This is a genomic window from Streptococcus sp. 1621 (assembly GCF_013276615.1).
Lineage (GTDB): Bacteria > Bacillota > Bacilli > Lactobacillales > Streptococcaceae > Streptococcus.
Genome location: NZ_VMLJ01000033.1, coordinates 13310 through 29490, shown reverse-complemented (window position 1 = coordinate 29490; position 16181 = coordinate 13310). Strand labels below are relative to the sequence as shown.

Here is a 16181-nt window from a genome sequence, read left to right as displayed (position 1 = left end):
AGAATCCGAATATGAAATTAAATAAATATATCGATCATACGCTTTTAAAACAAGATGCAACAGAAAATCAAATTGATTGTTTGTTGTCTGAGGCTAGGGAGTATGATTTTGCCAGTGTTTGCGTTAATCCGACCTGGGTTGAACATGCCAAAAAAGGGCTTGAAGGCACAGATGTCAAGGTCTGCACAGTAGTAGGTTTCCCTTTGGGGGCAACAACTTCAACTGTGAAAGCTTTTGAGACAAAAGAAGCTATCCAAAATGGTGCAGATGAGATTGATATGGTGATCAATGTTGGGGCTCTCAAATCAGGTAATTTAGCCTTGGTTGAATCGGACATCCGTGCTGTTGTAGAAGCAAGTGGTGACAAGTTAGTGAAAGTCATTATTGAAGCTTGCCTTCTGACAGATCAAGAAAAAGTTGTGGCTTGTCAATTAGCCCAAAAAGCAGGAGCTGATTTTGTTAAAACATCTACTGGCTTTTCAACTGGTGGCGCTACGATAGCAGATGTTCAATTGATGCGTGAAACAGTTGGGCCTGATATGGGTGTCAAGGCTGCTGGTGGAGCTCGTTCTTATGAGGATGCTCTTGCCTTTGTCGAAGCAGGTGCGACCCGTATCGGAACGTCAGCTGGAGTAGCAATTCTAAAAGGAGAATTGGCAGATGGCGACTACTGAGTTGATTGAACTGGCAATTGAAACCAGCAAGAAAGCCTATGTCCCTTATTCTCACTTTCCTATCGGAGCAGTTTTAGTAGCCAAAGACGGCAGTGTTTACACGGGAGTGAATATCGAAAATGCTAGCTATCCTTTGACAAACTGCGGAGAGCGTACAGCGATTTTTAAAGCAGTTTCTGAAGGGCAAAGAGAATTTTCAGAGCTGATTGTTTATGGTCAAACTGAAAAACCAATCTCACCATGTGGTGCTTGTCGCCAAGTAATGGTCGAATTTTTTGAACAAGATCTAAAAGTGACCTTAGTCGCAAAAGATAAATCGACGGTCGAGATGACGGTCGGGGAATTACTTCCATATTCTTTTACAGACTTAAATTAGTCTGAGTCGCTCTTTGAGTGGCACGGTCCTTGTGGCCAACCAATCCATACTTGCAACATCGTTGCACATCTTATTTAGGAGGTTCAGTAATGAACAAGAAACAATGGCTAGGTCTTGGCCTAGTAGCAGTGGCAGCAGTTGGACTTGCTGCATGTGGTAACCGCTCTTCTCGTAAGGCAGATTCATCTTCTGATGTGAAGACAAAAGCAGCAATCGTCACTGATACTGGTGGTGTTGATGATAAATCATTCAACCAATCAGCTTGGGAAGGTTTGCAGGCTTGGGGTAAAGAACACAATCTTTCAAAAGATAACGGTTTCACTTACTTCCAATCAACAAGTGAAGCTGACTACGCTAACAACTTGCAACAAGCGGCTGGAAGTTACAACCTAATCTTCGGTGTTGGTTTTGCCCTTCACAATGCGGTTGAAGAAGCAGCTAAAGAACATTCTGACTTGAACTATGTCTTGATTGATGATGTGATTAAAGATCAAAAGAATGTTGCGAGCGTAACTTTCGCTGATAATGAGTCAGGTTACCTTGCAGGTGTAGCTGCAGCAAAAACAACTAAAACAAAACAAGTTGGTTTTGTAGGTGGGCAGGAGTCAGAAGTTATCTCTCGTTTTGAAGCTGGTTTCAAGGCAGGTGTTGCCTCAGTAGACCCATCTATCAAAGTACAAGTTGACTATGCTGGTTCATTTGGTGATGCTGCTAAAGGTAAAACAATTGCAGCAGCACAATACGCAGCTGGTGCAGATATTGTTTACCAAGTAGCTGGTGGTACAGGTGCTGGTGTCTTTGCAGAAGCAAAATCACTCAACGAAAGCCGTCCTGAAAATGAAAAAGTTTGGGTTATCGGTGTTGACCGTGACCAAGAAGCAGAAGGTAAATACACTTCTAAAGATGGCAAAGAATCAAACTTTGTTCTTGCATCTACTTTGAAACAAGTTGGTACAACTGTAAAAGATATTTCTAACAAGGCAGAAAAAGGTGAATTCCCTGGCGGTCAAGTGATCGTTTACTCATTGAAAGATAAAGGGGTTGACTTGGCAGTAACAAACCTTTCAGAAGAAGGTAAAAAAGCTGTCGAAGATGCTAAAGCTAAAATCCTTGATGGAAGCGTAAAAGTTCCTGCAAAATAATGGATGGAAGTTATTTCTTAGGAAGCGGCCATCGGTCGCTTTTTTAAGAGTTGAGACAAAGTCATTTTGTCTCAGTAAAGCTTGCTACTAGACAAACTAGCAAGTTTTATTGAAATAAAATAAGACTCTGAAAGGAAGAGCACATGGCACACGAAAATGTCATTGAGATGCGTGATATTACCAAGGTGTTTGGTGAATTTGTTGCCAACGACAAAATCAACCTGCACCTACGAAAAGGTGAAATTCATGCACTTTTAGGAGAAAATGGGGCTGGTAAGTCTACGCTCATGAACATGTTAGCAGGCCTTCTTGAACCAACTAGTGGTGAAATCGCGGTCAACGGTCAAGTTGTCAACCTTGACTCCCCATCTAAAGCAGCTGGCTTGGGAATCGGAATGGTTCACCAGCACTTTATGTTGGTAGAGGCTTTCACGGTGGCTGAAAACATCATTTTAGGTAGTGAATTGACTAAAAATGGTGTGCTAGATATCGCTGGAGCTAGCAAAGAAATCAAGGCTCTTTCTGAACGTTATGGCTTAGCTGTGGACCCTTCTGCCAAGGTGGCAGACATCTCGGTTGGAGCCCAACAACGTGTAGAAATTTTAAAAACCCTTTATCGGGGAGCTGATATTCTTATTTTTGACGAACCAACTGCTGTCTTGACTCCATCAGAAATTGAGGAGTTGATGGCTATTATGAAAAATCTTGTCAAAGAAGGAAAATCAATTATCTTGATTACTCACAAGTTGGACGAGATTCGCGCAGTTTCTGACCGCGTTACAGTTATTCGTCGTGGGAAATCAATTGAAACCGTCGAAATTGCAGGGGCTACCAATGCTGATTTGGCAGAAATGATGGTAGGACGTTCTGTTTCCTTTAAGACAGAGAAACAAGCATCTCAACCAAAAGAAGTGGTCTTGTCAATCAAAGATTTGGTGGTCAATGAAAACCGTGGTGTTCCAGCTGTGAAAAATCTGTCCTTGGATGTTCGAGCGGGAGAGATTGTTGGGATTGCGGGGATTGATGGAAATGGTCAGTCTGAACTGATTCAAGCCATTACAGGTCTTCGCAAGGTAGAATCTGGTAGCATTGAGCTAAAAGGAGATTCAATTGTAGGCTTGCACCCACGACAAATTACAGAACTAAGTGTTGGGCACGTTCCAGAAGACCGTCACCGTGATGGTTTGATTTTGGAAATGATGATTTCTGAAAATATTGCCCTTCAAACTTACTACAAAGAACCACATAGCAAAAATGGAATTTTGAACTATTCAAATATTACTTCTTATGCTAAAAAGCTGATGGAAGAGTTTGATGTTCGTGCTGCCAGTGAATTTGTTCCTGCAGCTGCACTTTCAGGAGGAAATCAACAAAAAGCAATTATTGCTCGTGAAATTGATCGAGATCCTGATCTCCTTATCGTCAGCCAACCAACTCGTGGTTTGGATGTCGGTGCCATTGAATATATCCACAAGCGCTTGATTGAAGAGCGTGATAATGGCAAGGCTGTCCTTGTTGTCAGCTTTGAATTGGATGAGATTTTAAACGTCTCAGACCGTATTGCCGTTATCCACGATGGTAAGATTCAAGGTATTGTATCACCAGAAACAACCAATAAACAAGAACTTGGTGTCTTGATGGCTGGTGGAAACTTGGGAAAGGAGAAGAGTGATGTCTAAAAAATTACAACAAATTTCGGTTCCCTTGATTTCTGTCTTCCTTGGAATTTTACTTGGAGCCATTGTCATGTGGATCTTCGGCTATGATGCTATTTGGGGCTACGAAGAATTGTTCTATACAGCCTTTGGCAGTCTGCGTGGAATTGGAGAAATCTTCCGTGCTATGGGACCTTTGGTCTTGATTGGTCTTGGTTTTGCCGTTGCCAGTCGTGCAGGTTTCTTTAACGTCGGGCTTCCTGGTCAGGCTTTGGCAGGTTGGATTCTCAGTGGTTGGTTTGCCTTGTCGCATCCAGATATGCCACGTCCCTTGATGATTCTAGCAACTATCGTGATTGCCTTGATTGCTGGAGGGATTGTCGGAGCGATTCCGGGTATTCTTAGAGCCTATCTAGGGACGTCAGAGGTCATTGTAACTATCATGATGAACTACATTGTCTTGTATGTAGGAAATGCCTTTATCCATGCCTTCCCTAAAGATTTCATGCAAAGTACAGATTCGACGATTCGTGTCGGGGCTAATGCAACCTACCAGACCCCTTGGTTGGCTGAGTTGACTGGGAATTCGCGGATGAATATTGGTATTTTCTTTGCTATCATTGCGGTTGCAGTTATTTGGTTTATGCTCAAGAAAACAACTCTTGGTTTTGAAATCCGTGCGGTTGGTCTTAATCCTCACGCATCAGAATACGCTGGTATTTCTGCCAAACGGACTATTATCCTATCAATGATTATCTCAGGTGCCTTGGCTGGTCTTGGTGGTGCTGTTGAAGGACTTGGAACCTTCCAGAACGTCTATGTTCAAGGGGCATCATTAGCTGTCGGATTTAACGGGATGGCGGTTAGTCTGCTTGCGGCAAACTCACCAATTGGTATTCTCTTTGCAGCCTTCCTATTTGGTGTTCTCCAAGTTGGAGCTCCTGGTATGAATGCAGCGCAGGTACCGTCTGAGCTTGTCAGCATTGTAACAGCGTCTATTATCTTCTTTGTCAGTGTTCATTACCTTATCGAACGCTTTGTCAAACCGAAAAAACAAGTTAAAGGAGGTAAGTAAAGATGTCTATTACAACCTTGCTCACCCTCTTGGTGTCTTCTATGCTGATTTACTCAGCACCCCTCATCTTTACAAGTATCGGTGGTGTTTTCTCTGAACGTGGTGGTGTGGTAAACGTCGGCCTTGAAGGAATTATGGTTATGGGTGCCTTTTCTGGAGTTGTCTTTAACCTTGAATTTGCAGAACAATTTGGAGCAGCAACTCCATGGCTATCTTTGCTTGTAGCAGGATTGGTAGGGGGAATCTTTTCTATCATTCACGCAGCTGCGACGGTGCATTTCCGTGCAGACCATGTTGTCAGCGGTACGGTATTGAACTTGATGGCGCCAGCCTTGGCTGTTTTCTTGGTGAAAGTACTTTATAACAAAGGACAAACCGACAATCTAAGTCAGACTTTTGGACGCTTTGATTTCCCAGTCTTGGCAAATATCCCAGTTATCGGTGATATCTTCTTCAAGTCAACTAGTTTACTTGGTTATCTGGCGATTGCCTTCTCATTCCTTGCTTGGTTTATTCTCTTTAAGACTCGCTTTGGTCTTCGTCTTCGCTCTGTCGGTGAACACCCTCAAGCAGCGGATACTTTGGGAATCAATGTCTACAAGATGAGATATTTAGGGGTTATCATTTCAGGTTTCCTAGGTGGAATTGGTGGAGCTATTTATGCTCAATCCATATCAGTTAACTTCTCAGTGACAACTATTGTTGGACCTGGATTTATCGCCCTTGCTGCGATGATTTTCGGGAAATGGAATCCAATCGGAGCCATGCTATCTAGTCTCTTCTTTGGACTTTCACAAAGTTTGGCTGTTATCGGTTCTCAGTTGCCGTTCCTACAAGGAGTGCCAACAGTTTATCTTCAAATCGCACCTTATGTCTTGACAATTCTTGTCTTGGCAGCCTTCTTTGGAAAAGCAGTCGCACCAAAAGCAGATGGTATCAACTATATCAAATCAAAATAAGTATACAAAAAAACGTCAGTTCACAACTGGCGTTTATTTTTTAGGATTTTGATGGGTTAAGTTTAATCCCCAAGGAACAAGATTTTCAGTCTTATTCTGGATACGTGTGATATTATCCTTATGCCGAATGATAATCAAACTAGCAAGTGCTAGGATAATAGCGATGAAGAGAGGGTCATAGTTGCTCAGGATAAAACCAAAAAGTGGAAAGAGTAGAACTCCGATAACAGCTGCGATAGATGCTGTGACGCTAGACAGCGAAATCATACTACCTAGATAGAGAGATCCAAAGAAAACAACTGCTAGGTAGAGACAGAAGACAGGCGCAAATCCGAAAATCACTCCAGCACTGGTTGCGACAGCCTTACCACCCTTAAATCCTGCAAAGATAGGGAAGGTATGGCCAATGACAGCCAAAAGTCCAAAGACGAGAGGTGAAACATCTTGAAGATGAAACATAATCGGAAGAAGTGTTGCTAGAGTTCCTTTGAAAAAGTCAATCACAAAGGTCGCCATACCCGCTTTCTTGCCTAAAATGCGAAAGGTATTGGTTGTTCCTGTATTACCAGAACCATGTTCGCGCAGATTTGTCTGAAAGAATACTTGTCCAATCCAGAGACCGGACGGAATCGAACCCAGCAGATAGGCTAGGATTAATAAAACTATTGTAATCATACTCCTATTATATCATGAATTGGGAAAGAAAGGCAGAGAATCTCTACTGAAATTGTCACACCGGAGAAAGAAAAATTTTGCAAAATCCTTAGAAAACCTGTAGAATAGTAAAAATGAACGAATAGGAGGTTCCTTGTGTCAAAAAAGGAAATCAATATTAACAATTATAATGATGATGCCATTCAGGTGCTAGAAGGGTTGGATGCGGTCCGAAAACGTCCAGGGATGTATATCGGATCGACTGATGGGGCAGGTCTCCATCACCTCGTCTGGGAAATCGTCGACAATGCAGTTGATGAGGCCTTGTCTGGATTTGGTGACCGTATTGATGTGACCATCAATAAAGATGGCAGTTTAACGGTTCAAGACCATGGTCGTGGGATGCCGACTGGTATGCACGCTATGGGAATTCCGACCGTTGAGGTTATTTTTACCATTCTTCATGCAGGAGGAAAATTTGGTCAAGGTGGTTATAAGACATCTGGTGGTCTCCACGGGGTTGGTTCTTCCGTTGTAAATGCTCTATCTAGTTGGCTGGAGGTAGAAATCACTCGTGACGGTGCAGTCTACAAGCAACGTTTTGAAAATGGTGGAAAACCTGTTACGACTTTGAAGAAAATCGGTACAGCGCCCAAGTCTAAAACAGGTACCAAAGTTACGTTTATGCCCGATGCGACCATCTTTTCTACGACAGACTTTAAGTACAATACCATTTCAGAGCGTCTTAATGAATCAGCTTTCCTCTTGAAAAATGTGACCTTGTCTCTGACAGATAAGCGAACAGATGAAGCGATTGAGTTCCATTATGAAAATGGGGTGCAGGACTTTGTTTCTTATCTCAACGAAGACAAGGAGACCTTGACGCCAGTCCTTTACTTTGAAGGTGAAGACAACGGTTTCCAAGTGGAAGTAGCTCTTCAGTATAATGACGGATTTTCAGATAATATTTTGTCCTTTGTCAATAACGTTCGCACCAAGGACGGTGGAACGCACGAGACAGGACTCAAGTCTGCCATTACCAAGGTCATGAATGACTATGCACGTAAAACAGGGCTTCTCAAGGAAAAAGATAAAAACCTTGAAGGTTCAGACTATCGTGAGGGACTAGCGGCTGTCCTCTCTATTCTAGTCCCTGAAGAACATTTGCAGTTTGAGGGACAGACCAAAGACAAATTGGGAAGCCCACTGGCTCGTCCCGTTGTGGATGGAATTGTGGCGGATAAGTTGACCTTCTTCCTTATGGAAAATGGTGAATTGGCTTCTAACCTCATCCGCAAGGCTATCAAGGCGCGTGATGCTCGCGAAGCGGCACGAAAAGCACGTGATGAGAGCCGTAATGGTAAGAAAAACAAGAAAGACAAGGGCTTGCTGTCTGGTAAATTAACCCCAGCCCAGTCTAAAAATCCTGCTAAGAACGAACTCTATCTAGTAGAGGGGGACTCTGCTGGTGGTTCTGCCAAACAAGGTCGTGACCGCAAGTTCCAGGCTATCTTGCCTCTTCGTGGTAAGGTTATCAATACAGCCAAGGCCAAGATGGCGGATATTCTCAAAAATGAAGAAATCAATACCATGATTTATACTATCGGTGCAGGTGTTGGAGCGGACTTCTCTATTGAAGATGCCAACTATGACAAGATCATTATCATGACCGATGCGGACACCGACGGTGCCCATATTCAGACTTTACTCTTGACATTTTTCTACCGCTACATGCGTCCGCTAGTTGAGGCAGGACATGTTTATATCGCCCTTCCACCTCTTTACAAGATGTCAAAAGGGAAAGGCAAGAAAGAAGAAGTGGCCTATGCTTGGACAGATGGCGAGTTAGAAGAACTCCGTAAGCAGTTCGGTAAAGGCGCAACCCTCCAACGCTACAAGGGACTTGGTGAGATGAATGCGGACCAGCTCTGGGAAACAACTATGAATCCTGAAACCCGTACCCTCATCCGTGTCACAATCGAAGACCTAGCCCGCGCCGAACGCCGCGTCAATGTCCTCATGGGAGACAAGGTCGAACCACGACGTAAGTGGATTGAGGATAATGTCAAGTTTACGCTAGAAGAAGTGACAGTATTTTAAGTTAGTTTTTAATGAATGGGTATAAACATGAGAACTGAAACAGAAATGCTCGATGTAATTTTAAAGACTGCTGAAACCTTACAAGTCGCGGCTGTCGCCATGTCTGGTTCACGGACAAATTCACAAGCACCACAAGATGAATTTCAAGATTACGATGTAGTCTATGTTGTAGAGAATCTGGACGAGCTGATTTCAGATTTATCTTGGCTGGGCCAATTTGGTAAACGTATTATTGAGCAAGAGGTTAGGTTGGGACATCGCCGTCTATTTCTCATGCTCTTTGAAGATGGTAATCGCATTGATTTGACCCTCTGCCCTAAAGAACACATGAAAGAATGGGTAGATAGCGAGTCGAAATTCATAGTTTTAGAAGATGAGAAGAGCCTGTTTGAGTCATATTATCCCAGTCCAAAGCGTTTCTGGATACATCCAGCTACTGAGACAGATTTTAAAAATTCCTGCAATGAATTTTGGTGGGTGTCAGCCTACGTGGTCAAAGGAATCTGTCGTAAGCAAGTCATCTATGCCACTGACCATCTCTACGGCATTTGTCAACAAGAATTCTTGAAAATTTTGGCTTGGCAGGTAGCAAGTGATAAGGGAAAAGTAGACGTCGGCAAGAATTATAAATATCTCTTTAACTATTTACCTGCTGAGAAAGAAAAGGAATTCTCGAATCTGCTTGATTTTTCAAGTGTAGAGAAACTTACTAAGTCTTTGTTTGCTACGATGCAACTTTTCCACCAAGAAGCTCACTCCCTTGCTCACAAGATGGGCTTTGGCTACGATAAGGAAGTGGCTGAGAAGATGATTAAGTATGCTGAGGAAAGAGTGAAGAAGTTTGGGAATAACTAGAAAAATGAAAAAGCGAGAGGAGAAGACTCATGATTGAAAAAGTGGAACGCCTCATTACAGAGATTAATCGTATTCATCGAGAATATTCTAAAGATTATTTTAAAACGGGTAAGGTGGAAAAAATCAATCTCAAGCATACCTTTTCAAAAGTTCCGACGAAAGCGATTTTGGCCTACCGTCTGAATTTACATGAGTCAATTAATGATTATCTGATGAAAGCGGATGTCCAAGATATTGCCTATGTTTATCGTGTCAAAACTTCTGAGTCTATTTTAGATAAAATTACACGTTTTTCAGAGCGTCAAGAGGGCTATCCTGTGAATTCAATTCTTAATGATATTTTTGGTGCTCGTATGATTTTAAGTTCCAAAGAGATTGCTCAAGTCATGGAGGAATTAGATGATTGGCAAGAGCTGTACGGACTAAAAAACTGGTATTTACGTGATAAAGATGGCTATGTCGGTATTCATATCTATTTTAAAAATAAAAGTAATTTTCACTATCCATGGGAACTCCAACTTTGGGATAAGAAAGATGTAGATAGCAATATCGCTAGTCATATCAAGTATAAACGAGGATTTGTGAAGTAGACACTTCAAGTGGAAATGACGATACAGGAATTGGGTGAAACTCACTTACTCTATATTTTTTCTTTTTCCATAATATTTACTCTCCATTCTTCGAAAGGAGTTGAACACGCCCTAAATGCTATGTGAAAATTCCTTAATACTAACCGAATCAATAAATTTTAAACACTTTAAACTACAGAAAGGATAGTTTGGTTACTTATCGTAACTGAACACGGGACTAAGACTTAGGAAACAAGAGAAATCTACTTGGGTTCATTGAACCCTATATCGATTTCCTATTTTTCTACAGAAATTTTCGGCAAGCCGAATCGTCCCTTTATATCTTAACTGAACACCTTTTCTGTAAAAACCTACTCTATATTCTTTGAAAGGAGTTGAACACGCCCTAAATGCTGGGTGAAAAAGATAAATTCTCTTGTGAGCTTGCTTACTTCAAGAATTTTCTATTTTCACTTGGTATTTTACGGGCTCTGTATCCTATATGAGTAACATTCAAAACATGTCCCTTGAGGACATTATGGGAGAGCGCTTTGGTCGCTACTCCAAGTACATTATTCAAGACCGGGCCTTGCCAGATATTCGGGATGGCTTGAAGCCGGTTCAGCGTCGCATTCTTTATTCGATGAATAAGGATGGCAATACTTTTGACAAGAGCTACCGCAAGTCGGCCAAGTCTGTCGGGAATATCATGGGGAATTTTCACCCACACGGTGACAGTTCCATCTATGATGCCATGGTCCGTATGTCACAGGACTGGAAAAATCGTGAGATTCTAGTCGAAATGCACGGTAATAACGGTTCTATGGACGGTGATCCGCCTGCGGCTATGCGTTATACTGAGGCGCGTTTGTCTGAGATTGCAGGCTACCTTCTTCAAGATATCGAGAAAAAGACCGTTCCTTTTGCTTGGAACTTTGATGACACCGAAAAAGAGCCGACTGTTCTGCCAGCAGCCTTTCCAAATCTTTTGGTCAATGGTTCGACTGGTATTTCGGCTGGATATGCCACAGACATTCCTCCCCATAATTTGGCTGAGGTCATTGATGCGGCGGTTTACATGATTGACCATCCAACGGCCAAAGTTGAAAAACTCATGGAATTCTTGCCTGGGCCAGATTTCCCTACAGGAGCTATCATCCAAGGACGTGATGAAATCAAGAAAGCTTATGAAACCGGAAAAGGGCGCGTGGTTGTTCGTTCCAAGACCGAAATTGAAAAGCTAAAAGGTGGTAAGGAACAAATTGTTGTCACTGAGATTCCCTATGAGATTAATAAGGCCAATCTAGTCAAGAAAATCGATGAAGTCCGTGTCAATAACAAGGTAGCAGGAATCGCTGAGGTTCGTGATGAGTCTGACCGTGATGGTCTTCGTATCGCTATTGAACTTAAGAAAGACGCTAATACGGAGCTTGTTCTCAACTACCTTTTCAAGTACACTGACCTACAAATCAACTACAACTTCAACATGGTGGCGATTGACAATTTCACACCTCGTCAGGTTGGGATCGTTCCAATCTTGTCTAGCTATATTGCCCACCGTCGTGAAGTGATTTTGGCGCGTTCACGCTTTGATAAGGAAAAGGCTGAAAAACGTCTCCATATCGTCGAAGGTTTGATTCGCGTGATTTCGATTTTGGACGAAGTCATTGCGCTTATCCGTGCTTCTGAGAATAAGGCTGATGCCAAGGAAAATCTCAAGGTCAGCTATGATTTTACAGAAGAGCAGGCTGAGGCTATCGTAACCTTGCAACTGTACCGTTTGACCAATACCGATGTGGTTGTCTTACAGGAAGAAGAAGCCGAACTTCGTGAAAAGATTGCCATGCTTGCTGCTATTATCGGGGATGAACGGACTATGTACAATCTCATGAAGAAAGAACTTCGTGAGGTTAAGAAGAAGTTTGCGACTCCGCGTTTGAGTAGCTTAGAAGACACTGCGAAAGTAATCGAGATTGATACAGCTAGTCTGATTGCAGAGGAAGATACCTACGTCAGCGTGACCAAGGCAGGTTACATCAAGCGTACCAGCCCACGTTCCTTTGCGGCTTCCACTCTGGAAGAAATTGGCAAACGTGATGACGATCGTTTGATTTTTGTTCAATCTGCCAAGACAACCCAGCACCTCTTGATGTTCACAAGTCTTGGAAATGTCATCTACAGACCAATCCATGAATTGGCAGATATTCGTTGGAAGGACATCGGAGAGCACCTGAGCCAGACCATTACAAATTTTGAAGCGAATGAAGAAATTCTTTATGCGGAAGTACTGGAACAGTTCGCTGATGCGACAACCTATTTTGCGGCGACTCGTCTCGGTCAAATCAAGCGTGTAGAACGAAAAGAATTCACCCCATGGCGGACCTATAAATCTAAGTCTGTCAAGTATGCTAAGCTCAAAGACGAGACAGACCAGATTGTAGCAGTGGCTCCGATTAAACTAGATGATATTCTCTTGATTAGCCAAAACGGTTATGCTCTGCGTTTCAATATCGAAGAGGTTCCGGTTGTAGGTGCCAAGGCTGCAGGTGTCAAGGCTATGAATTTGAAAGAAGATGGTGTCCTCCAAGCAGCCTTTATTTGCAATACATCATCTTTCTACCTCTTGACTCAGCGTGGAAGTTTGAAACGTGTTTCTGTTGAGGAAATTCCAGCAACCAGCCGTGCCAAACGAGGACTTCAAGTCTTGCGTGAGTTGAAAAACAAACCGCACCGTGTCTTCTTGGCAGGAGCAGTTGCAGAACAAGGCTTCGTTGGTGACCTCTTTAGTACAGAAGTGGACGAGAATGACCAAACTCTGCTTGTTCAATCTAACAAAGGAACAATCTATGAAAGTCGATTGCAAGACTTGAATTTGTCAGAACGCACAAGTAACGGTAGCTTCATCTCTGACACGATTTCAGATGAAGAAGTTTTTGACGCTTACCTTAAAGAAGTATTTACTGAAGCTAAATAAGTGAAATGAAGAATCAGTTCTAAGAGCTGGTTCTTTTTATTGAAGAAATTTTCTGAAAATTACAAAATATACTTGCTATTTTAGAAAAATAGTGTAGAATATAAGAAATAGATTTTTAGAATAAGGAGTGGAATATGACAGTAACGATTGATTGGGAAAATCTCGGTTTTTCCTATATGAAATTACCTTATCGCTATATTGCTCATTTTAAAAATGGACAATGGGATCAAGGAGAGCTTACAGAGGATGCAACCTTGCATATTTCAGAGTCTTCTCCAAGTCTTCACTATGGTCAACAAGCCTTTGAAGGTTTGAAAGCTTACCGTACTAAGGATGGTAGTGTTCAACTTTTCCGTCCTGACGAAAATGCTAAACGTCTGCAACGTACTTGTAATCGTCTCTTGATGCCACAAGTTCCGACAGACATGTTTGTAGAAGCTTGTAAGGCAGTTGTCCGCGCGAATGAAGAATACGTACCACCATATGGAACAGGTGGAACCCTTTATCTTCGTCCTCTTTTGATTGGTGTTGGAGATATTATCGGGGTTAAACCAGCAGAGGAATACATTTTCACCATCTTTGCTATGCCAGTTGGAAATTACTTTAAGGGTGGATTGGTTCCAACCAACTTCTTGATTCAGGATGAATACGATCGTGCAGCGCCAAATGGTACAGGTGCAGCTAAGGTTGGTGGGAACTATGCTGCAAGTCTCTTGCCAGGGAAATTGGCCAAGTCACGTCATTTCTCAGATGTTATTTACCTAGACCCTTCAACTCATACAAAGATTGAAGAAGTCGGATCAGCTAACTTCTTTGGAATTACAGCTGATAATGAATTTGTAACGCCATTGAGTCCATCTATCTTGCCATCTATTACCAAGTATTCCTTGCTTTATTTGGCAGAACACCGCTTGGGCTTAACTCCTATTGAGGGAGATGTCCCAATTGATAACCTTGACCGTTTTGTAGAGGCAGGTGCCTGTGGTACAGCAGCGGTTATTTCTCCAATTGGAGGTATTCAGCACGGTGATGATTTCCATGTATTTTATAGTGAGACAGAAGTAGGACCTGTGACTCGTAAACTCTATGATGAATTGACAGGAATTCAGTTTGGTGATATTTCAGCGCCAGAAGGTTGGATTGTAAAAGTAGATTAAAAATATATTAAAGGAGATTTTTATGAAATCGAAAAAGTGGCTCTTAACAGCAGGAGTGGTCCTAAGCACAACAGCTCTTTTAGCAGCCTGTGGAAAAGCTGATAAAGAAGCAGATGCTCCGACAACATTTTCTTATGTCTATGCAGTGGATCCAGCATCCTTGGACTACAGCATAGCAACGCGTACATCCACAACAGATATTATCGGGAATGTCGTTGATGGTTTGATGGAAAATGATAAATATGGTAATGTTATTCCTTCTTTGGCTGAGGATTGGTCTGTCTCAAAAGATGGATTGACTTATACCTATAAACTTCGTAAAGGAGTGAAATGGTACACTTCAGAAGGTGAAGAATACGCAGAAGTAACAGCCCATGACTTTGTGACAGGACTAAAACACGTTGCTGATGGTAAGTCAGACGGTGTCTCTCTCATCCAAAATTCAATCAAAGGCTTGGACGCCTATATGACTGGTGAAACCAATGATTTCTCTACAGTTGGTGTTAAAGCTTTGGATGACTACACAGTTGAGTATACATTGAATGCGCCAGAAAGTTTCTGGAATTCAAAAGTTACAACAGCGACGATGTTGCCTGTAAATGAAGAGTTTTTAAAGGCATCTGGAAAGAATTACGGAGAGGTTAGCCCAGCAGGGATTCTCTACAATGGACCTTATTTCTTAAAAACATTGACTTCTAAATCGTTGATTGAATATGAAAAAAATCCAAATTACTGGGATAAAGAAAATGTTAAAATTGAGAAGATTAAATTGACTTACTACGATGGTTCAGATCAGGAGTCTTTGATCCGTAGCTTCTCCTCTGGTGCTTATACGACAGCCCGTCTCTTCCCAAGTAGTTCAAACTTTGCTTCAACTTTGGAACAATACGGAGATAAAATCACTTATAGCCCACAGGATTCAAGTAGTTATTACTTTACTTTTAACGTAAATCGTCAGTCATACAATAAAACTGCGAAAACAAGCGAAGAGCAAAAGACTTCTACAAAAGAAGCTATGCTTAATAAGGACTTCCGTCAGGCTATCAACTTTGCCTTCAACCGTCATTCTTATGCTGCCCAGCTAAACGGTGAAGATGGTGCGGACAAGATTATTCGTAACAGCCTTGTTCCAGATAACTTCGTACAAGCAGGTGGTAAGAACTTTGGTCAAATCGCTCAAGCAGAGTTGGTGAACTATGGTGACCAATGGAAAGGTGTTGAGCTAGTTGACGGTAAAGATTCTATCTACAACCCTGAAAAGGCTAAAGTTGCTTTCGAAAAAGCTAAGAAAGACTTGGAATCTAAAGGGGTAACCTTCCCAATTCACTTGGATGTCCCGGTTGAACAAACAGATACTATCGCCGTTCAACAAAGCAACTCTTTCAAACAGTCTATTGAATCAACTCTTGGGGCTGAAAATGTTGTCATCGATGTACTTCAAATGACAGATAATGAAAAAGAAACGATTACATCACAAGCGCGTGTTCCTTCTCAAAAAGACTATGATTTGAATAGTACAGGATGGGCTCCAAGCTATCAAGATCCAGCGTCTTACTTGAATATTATGGATCCAAAATCTGGTTCTGCTATGAAACACCTTGGTATTACGAAAGGAAAAGATAAGGATGTTGTCGCTAAACTTGGTTTGGATCAATATAAGAAGTTGTTAGAAGATGCTGTTTCTGAGACCACTGACTTAGAGAAGAGATATGAAAAATATGCCAAAGCTCAAGCTTGGTTGACAGATAGTTCATTATTGATGCCAACAGCTTCATCTGGTGGTTCTCCAGTTGTAAGTAACGTAGTACCATTCTCAAAACCATACTCACAAGTTGGTATTAAGGGGGATCCATATATCTTTAAAGGAATGAAATTGCAAAAAGATATTGTTACAACAAAAGAATATGACGAAGCTCTTAAAAAATGGCAAAAAGAAAAATTGGAATCAAATAGTAAGTACCAAAAAGAACTAGAAAAGCATATTAAATAAA

13 protein-coding genes are annotated in these 16181 nt (G+C 41.8%); 12 read left to right on the top strand and 1 reads right to left on the bottom strand.

Annotation, left to right across the window (positions count from 1 at the left end; translation table 11 throughout):
* The first annotated feature begins 11 nt into the window (after positions 1-11).
* The 6 genes from deoC (at position 12) to HT697_RS07295 (ending at position 5881) form a co-directional block, all read left to right on the top strand.
* Positions 12-674, top strand: coding sequence for a deoxyribose-phosphate aldolase (deoC, locus tag HT697_RS07320; protein WP_054392738.1), 663 nt, complete (start codon positions 12-14; stop codon positions 672-674).
* Positions 661-1050: a cytidine deaminase gene (locus tag HT697_RS07315; RefSeq protein ID WP_000246098.1), complete on the top strand. Its 390-nt coding sequence runs from the start codon at positions 661-663 to the stop codon at positions 1048-1050. Before deoC ends, HT697_RS07315 begins: the two co-directional genes overlap by 14 nt.
* A gap of 89 nt (positions 1051-1139) precedes the next feature.
* Positions 1140-2192: a BMP family protein gene (locus tag HT697_RS07310; RefSeq protein WP_049524889.1), complete on the top strand. Its 1053-nt coding sequence runs from the start codon at positions 1140-1142 to the stop codon at positions 2190-2192.
* Positions 2193-2335: 143 nt separating this feature from the next.
* The gene (locus HT697_RS07305) at positions 2336-3871 is read left to right on the top strand and encodes an ABC transporter ATP-binding protein (RefSeq protein ID WP_000929812.1); all 1536 of its coding nucleotides are present in this window, start codon (positions 2336-2338) and stop codon (positions 3869-3871) included.
* Complete coding sequence (locus tag HT697_RS07300) at positions 3864-4922, top strand: ABC transporter permease (RefSeq protein WP_023942990.1); 1059 nt, start codon at positions 3864-3866, stop codon at positions 4920-4922. Before HT697_RS07305 ends, HT697_RS07300 begins: the two co-directional genes overlap by 8 nt.
* A gap of 2 nt (positions 4923-4924) precedes the next feature.
* Positions 4925-5881 carry an ABC transporter permease gene (locus HT697_RS07295; protein WP_049513683.1) on the top strand — a complete coding sequence of 319 codons (957 nt, stop codon included), beginning with the start codon at positions 4925-4927 and terminating at the stop codon, positions 5879-5881.
* Positions 5882-5914: 33 nt separating this feature from the next.
* Here HT697_RS07295 and plsY read toward each other — a convergent pair whose 3' ends face one another.
* The gene (gene plsY, locus HT697_RS07290; protein WP_173262738.1) at positions 5915-6556 is read right to left on the bottom strand and encodes a glycerol-3-phosphate 1-O-acyltransferase PlsY; all 642 of its coding nucleotides are present in this window, start codon (positions 6554-6556) and stop codon (positions 5915-5917) included.
* 135 nt (positions 6557-6691) lie between these two features.
* Here plsY and parE point away from each other — a divergent pair, with 135 nt between their 5' ends.
* From parE to HT697_RS07260, 6 genes are all read left to right on the top strand, one after another.
* Entirely contained in the window at positions 6692-8635 is a 1944-nt protein-coding gene (gene parE, locus HT697_RS07285; protein WP_173262735.1) for a DNA topoisomerase IV subunit B, read from the top strand.
* 27 nt (positions 8636-8662) lie between these two features.
* Complete coding sequence (locus HT697_RS07280) at positions 8663-9490, top strand: aminoglycoside 6-adenylyltransferase (protein ID WP_173262732.1); 828 nt, start codon at positions 8663-8665, stop codon at positions 9488-9490.
* A 29-nt stretch (positions 9491-9519) separates the two neighbouring features.
* Positions 9520-10080 (top strand): GTP pyrophosphokinase, encoded by a 561-nt coding sequence (locus HT697_RS07275; protein ID WP_173217573.1) that lies wholly within the window; start codon positions 9520-9522, stop codon positions 10078-10080.
* Positions 10081-10561: 481 nt separating this feature from the next.
* A complete protein-coding gene (gene parC / locus HT697_RS07270) occupies positions 10562-13033 on the top strand; it encodes a DNA topoisomerase IV subunit A (protein ID WP_173252869.1) in 2472 nt (823 codons plus the stop codon).
* 134 nt (positions 13034-13167) lie between these two features.
* The gene (locus HT697_RS07265; RefSeq protein ID WP_173262729.1) at positions 13168-14190 is read left to right on the top strand and encodes a branched-chain amino acid aminotransferase; all 1023 of its coding nucleotides are present in this window, start codon (positions 13168-13170) and stop codon (positions 14188-14190) included.
* A 22-nt stretch (positions 14191-14212) separates the two neighbouring features.
* Positions 14213-16180 (top strand): peptide ABC transporter substrate-binding protein, encoded by a 1968-nt coding sequence (locus tag HT697_RS07260; RefSeq protein WP_061439366.1) that lies wholly within the window; start codon positions 14213-14215, stop codon positions 16178-16180.
* Position 16181: the final 1 nt, after the last annotated feature.

Bases quoted from the DNA above. Each gene is read 5' to 3' on its own strand.
- parC (WP_173252869.1), top strand. From the start codon at position 10,562: ATGAGTAACATTCAAAACATGTCCCTTGAGGACATTATGGGAGAGCGC.
- plsY (WP_173262738.1), bottom strand. From the start codon at position 6,556: ATGATTACAATAGTTTTATTAATCCTAGCCTATCTGCTGGGTTCGATT.
- HT697_RS07300 (WP_023942990.1), top strand. From the start codon at position 3,864: ATGTCTAAAAAATTACAACAAATTTCGGTTCCCTTGATTTCTGTCTTC.
- HT697_RS07275 (WP_173217573.1), top strand. From the start codon at position 9,520: ATGATTGAAAAAGTGGAACGCCTCATTACAGAGATTAATCGTATTCAT.
- deoC (WP_054392738.1), top strand. From the start codon at position 12: ATGAAATTAAATAAATATATCGATCATACGCTTTTAAAACAAGATGCA.
- HT697_RS07295 (WP_049513683.1), top strand. From the start codon at position 4,925: ATGTCTATTACAACCTTGCTCACCCTCTTGGTGTCTTCTATGCTGATT.
- HT697_RS07280 (WP_173262732.1), top strand. From the start codon at position 8,663: ATGAGAACTGAAACAGAAATGCTCGATGTAATTTTAAAGACTGCTGAA.
- HT697_RS07260 (WP_061439366.1), top strand. From the start codon at position 14,213: ATGAAATCGAAAAAGTGGCTCTTAACAGCAGGAGTGGTCCTAAGCACA.
- HT697_RS07305 (WP_000929812.1), top strand. From the start codon at position 2,336: ATGGCACACGAAAATGTCATTGAGATGCGTGATATTACCAAGGTGTTT.
- HT697_RS07310 (WP_049524889.1), top strand. From the start codon at position 1,140: ATGAACAAGAAACAATGGCTAGGTCTTGGCCTAGTAGCAGTGGCAGCA.
- HT697_RS07265 (WP_173262729.1), top strand. From the start codon at position 13,168: ATGACAGTAACGATTGATTGGGAAAATCTCGGTTTTTCCTATATGAAA.
- HT697_RS07315 (WP_000246098.1), top strand. From the start codon at position 661: ATGGCGACTACTGAGTTGATTGAACTGGCAATTGAAACCAGCAAGAAA.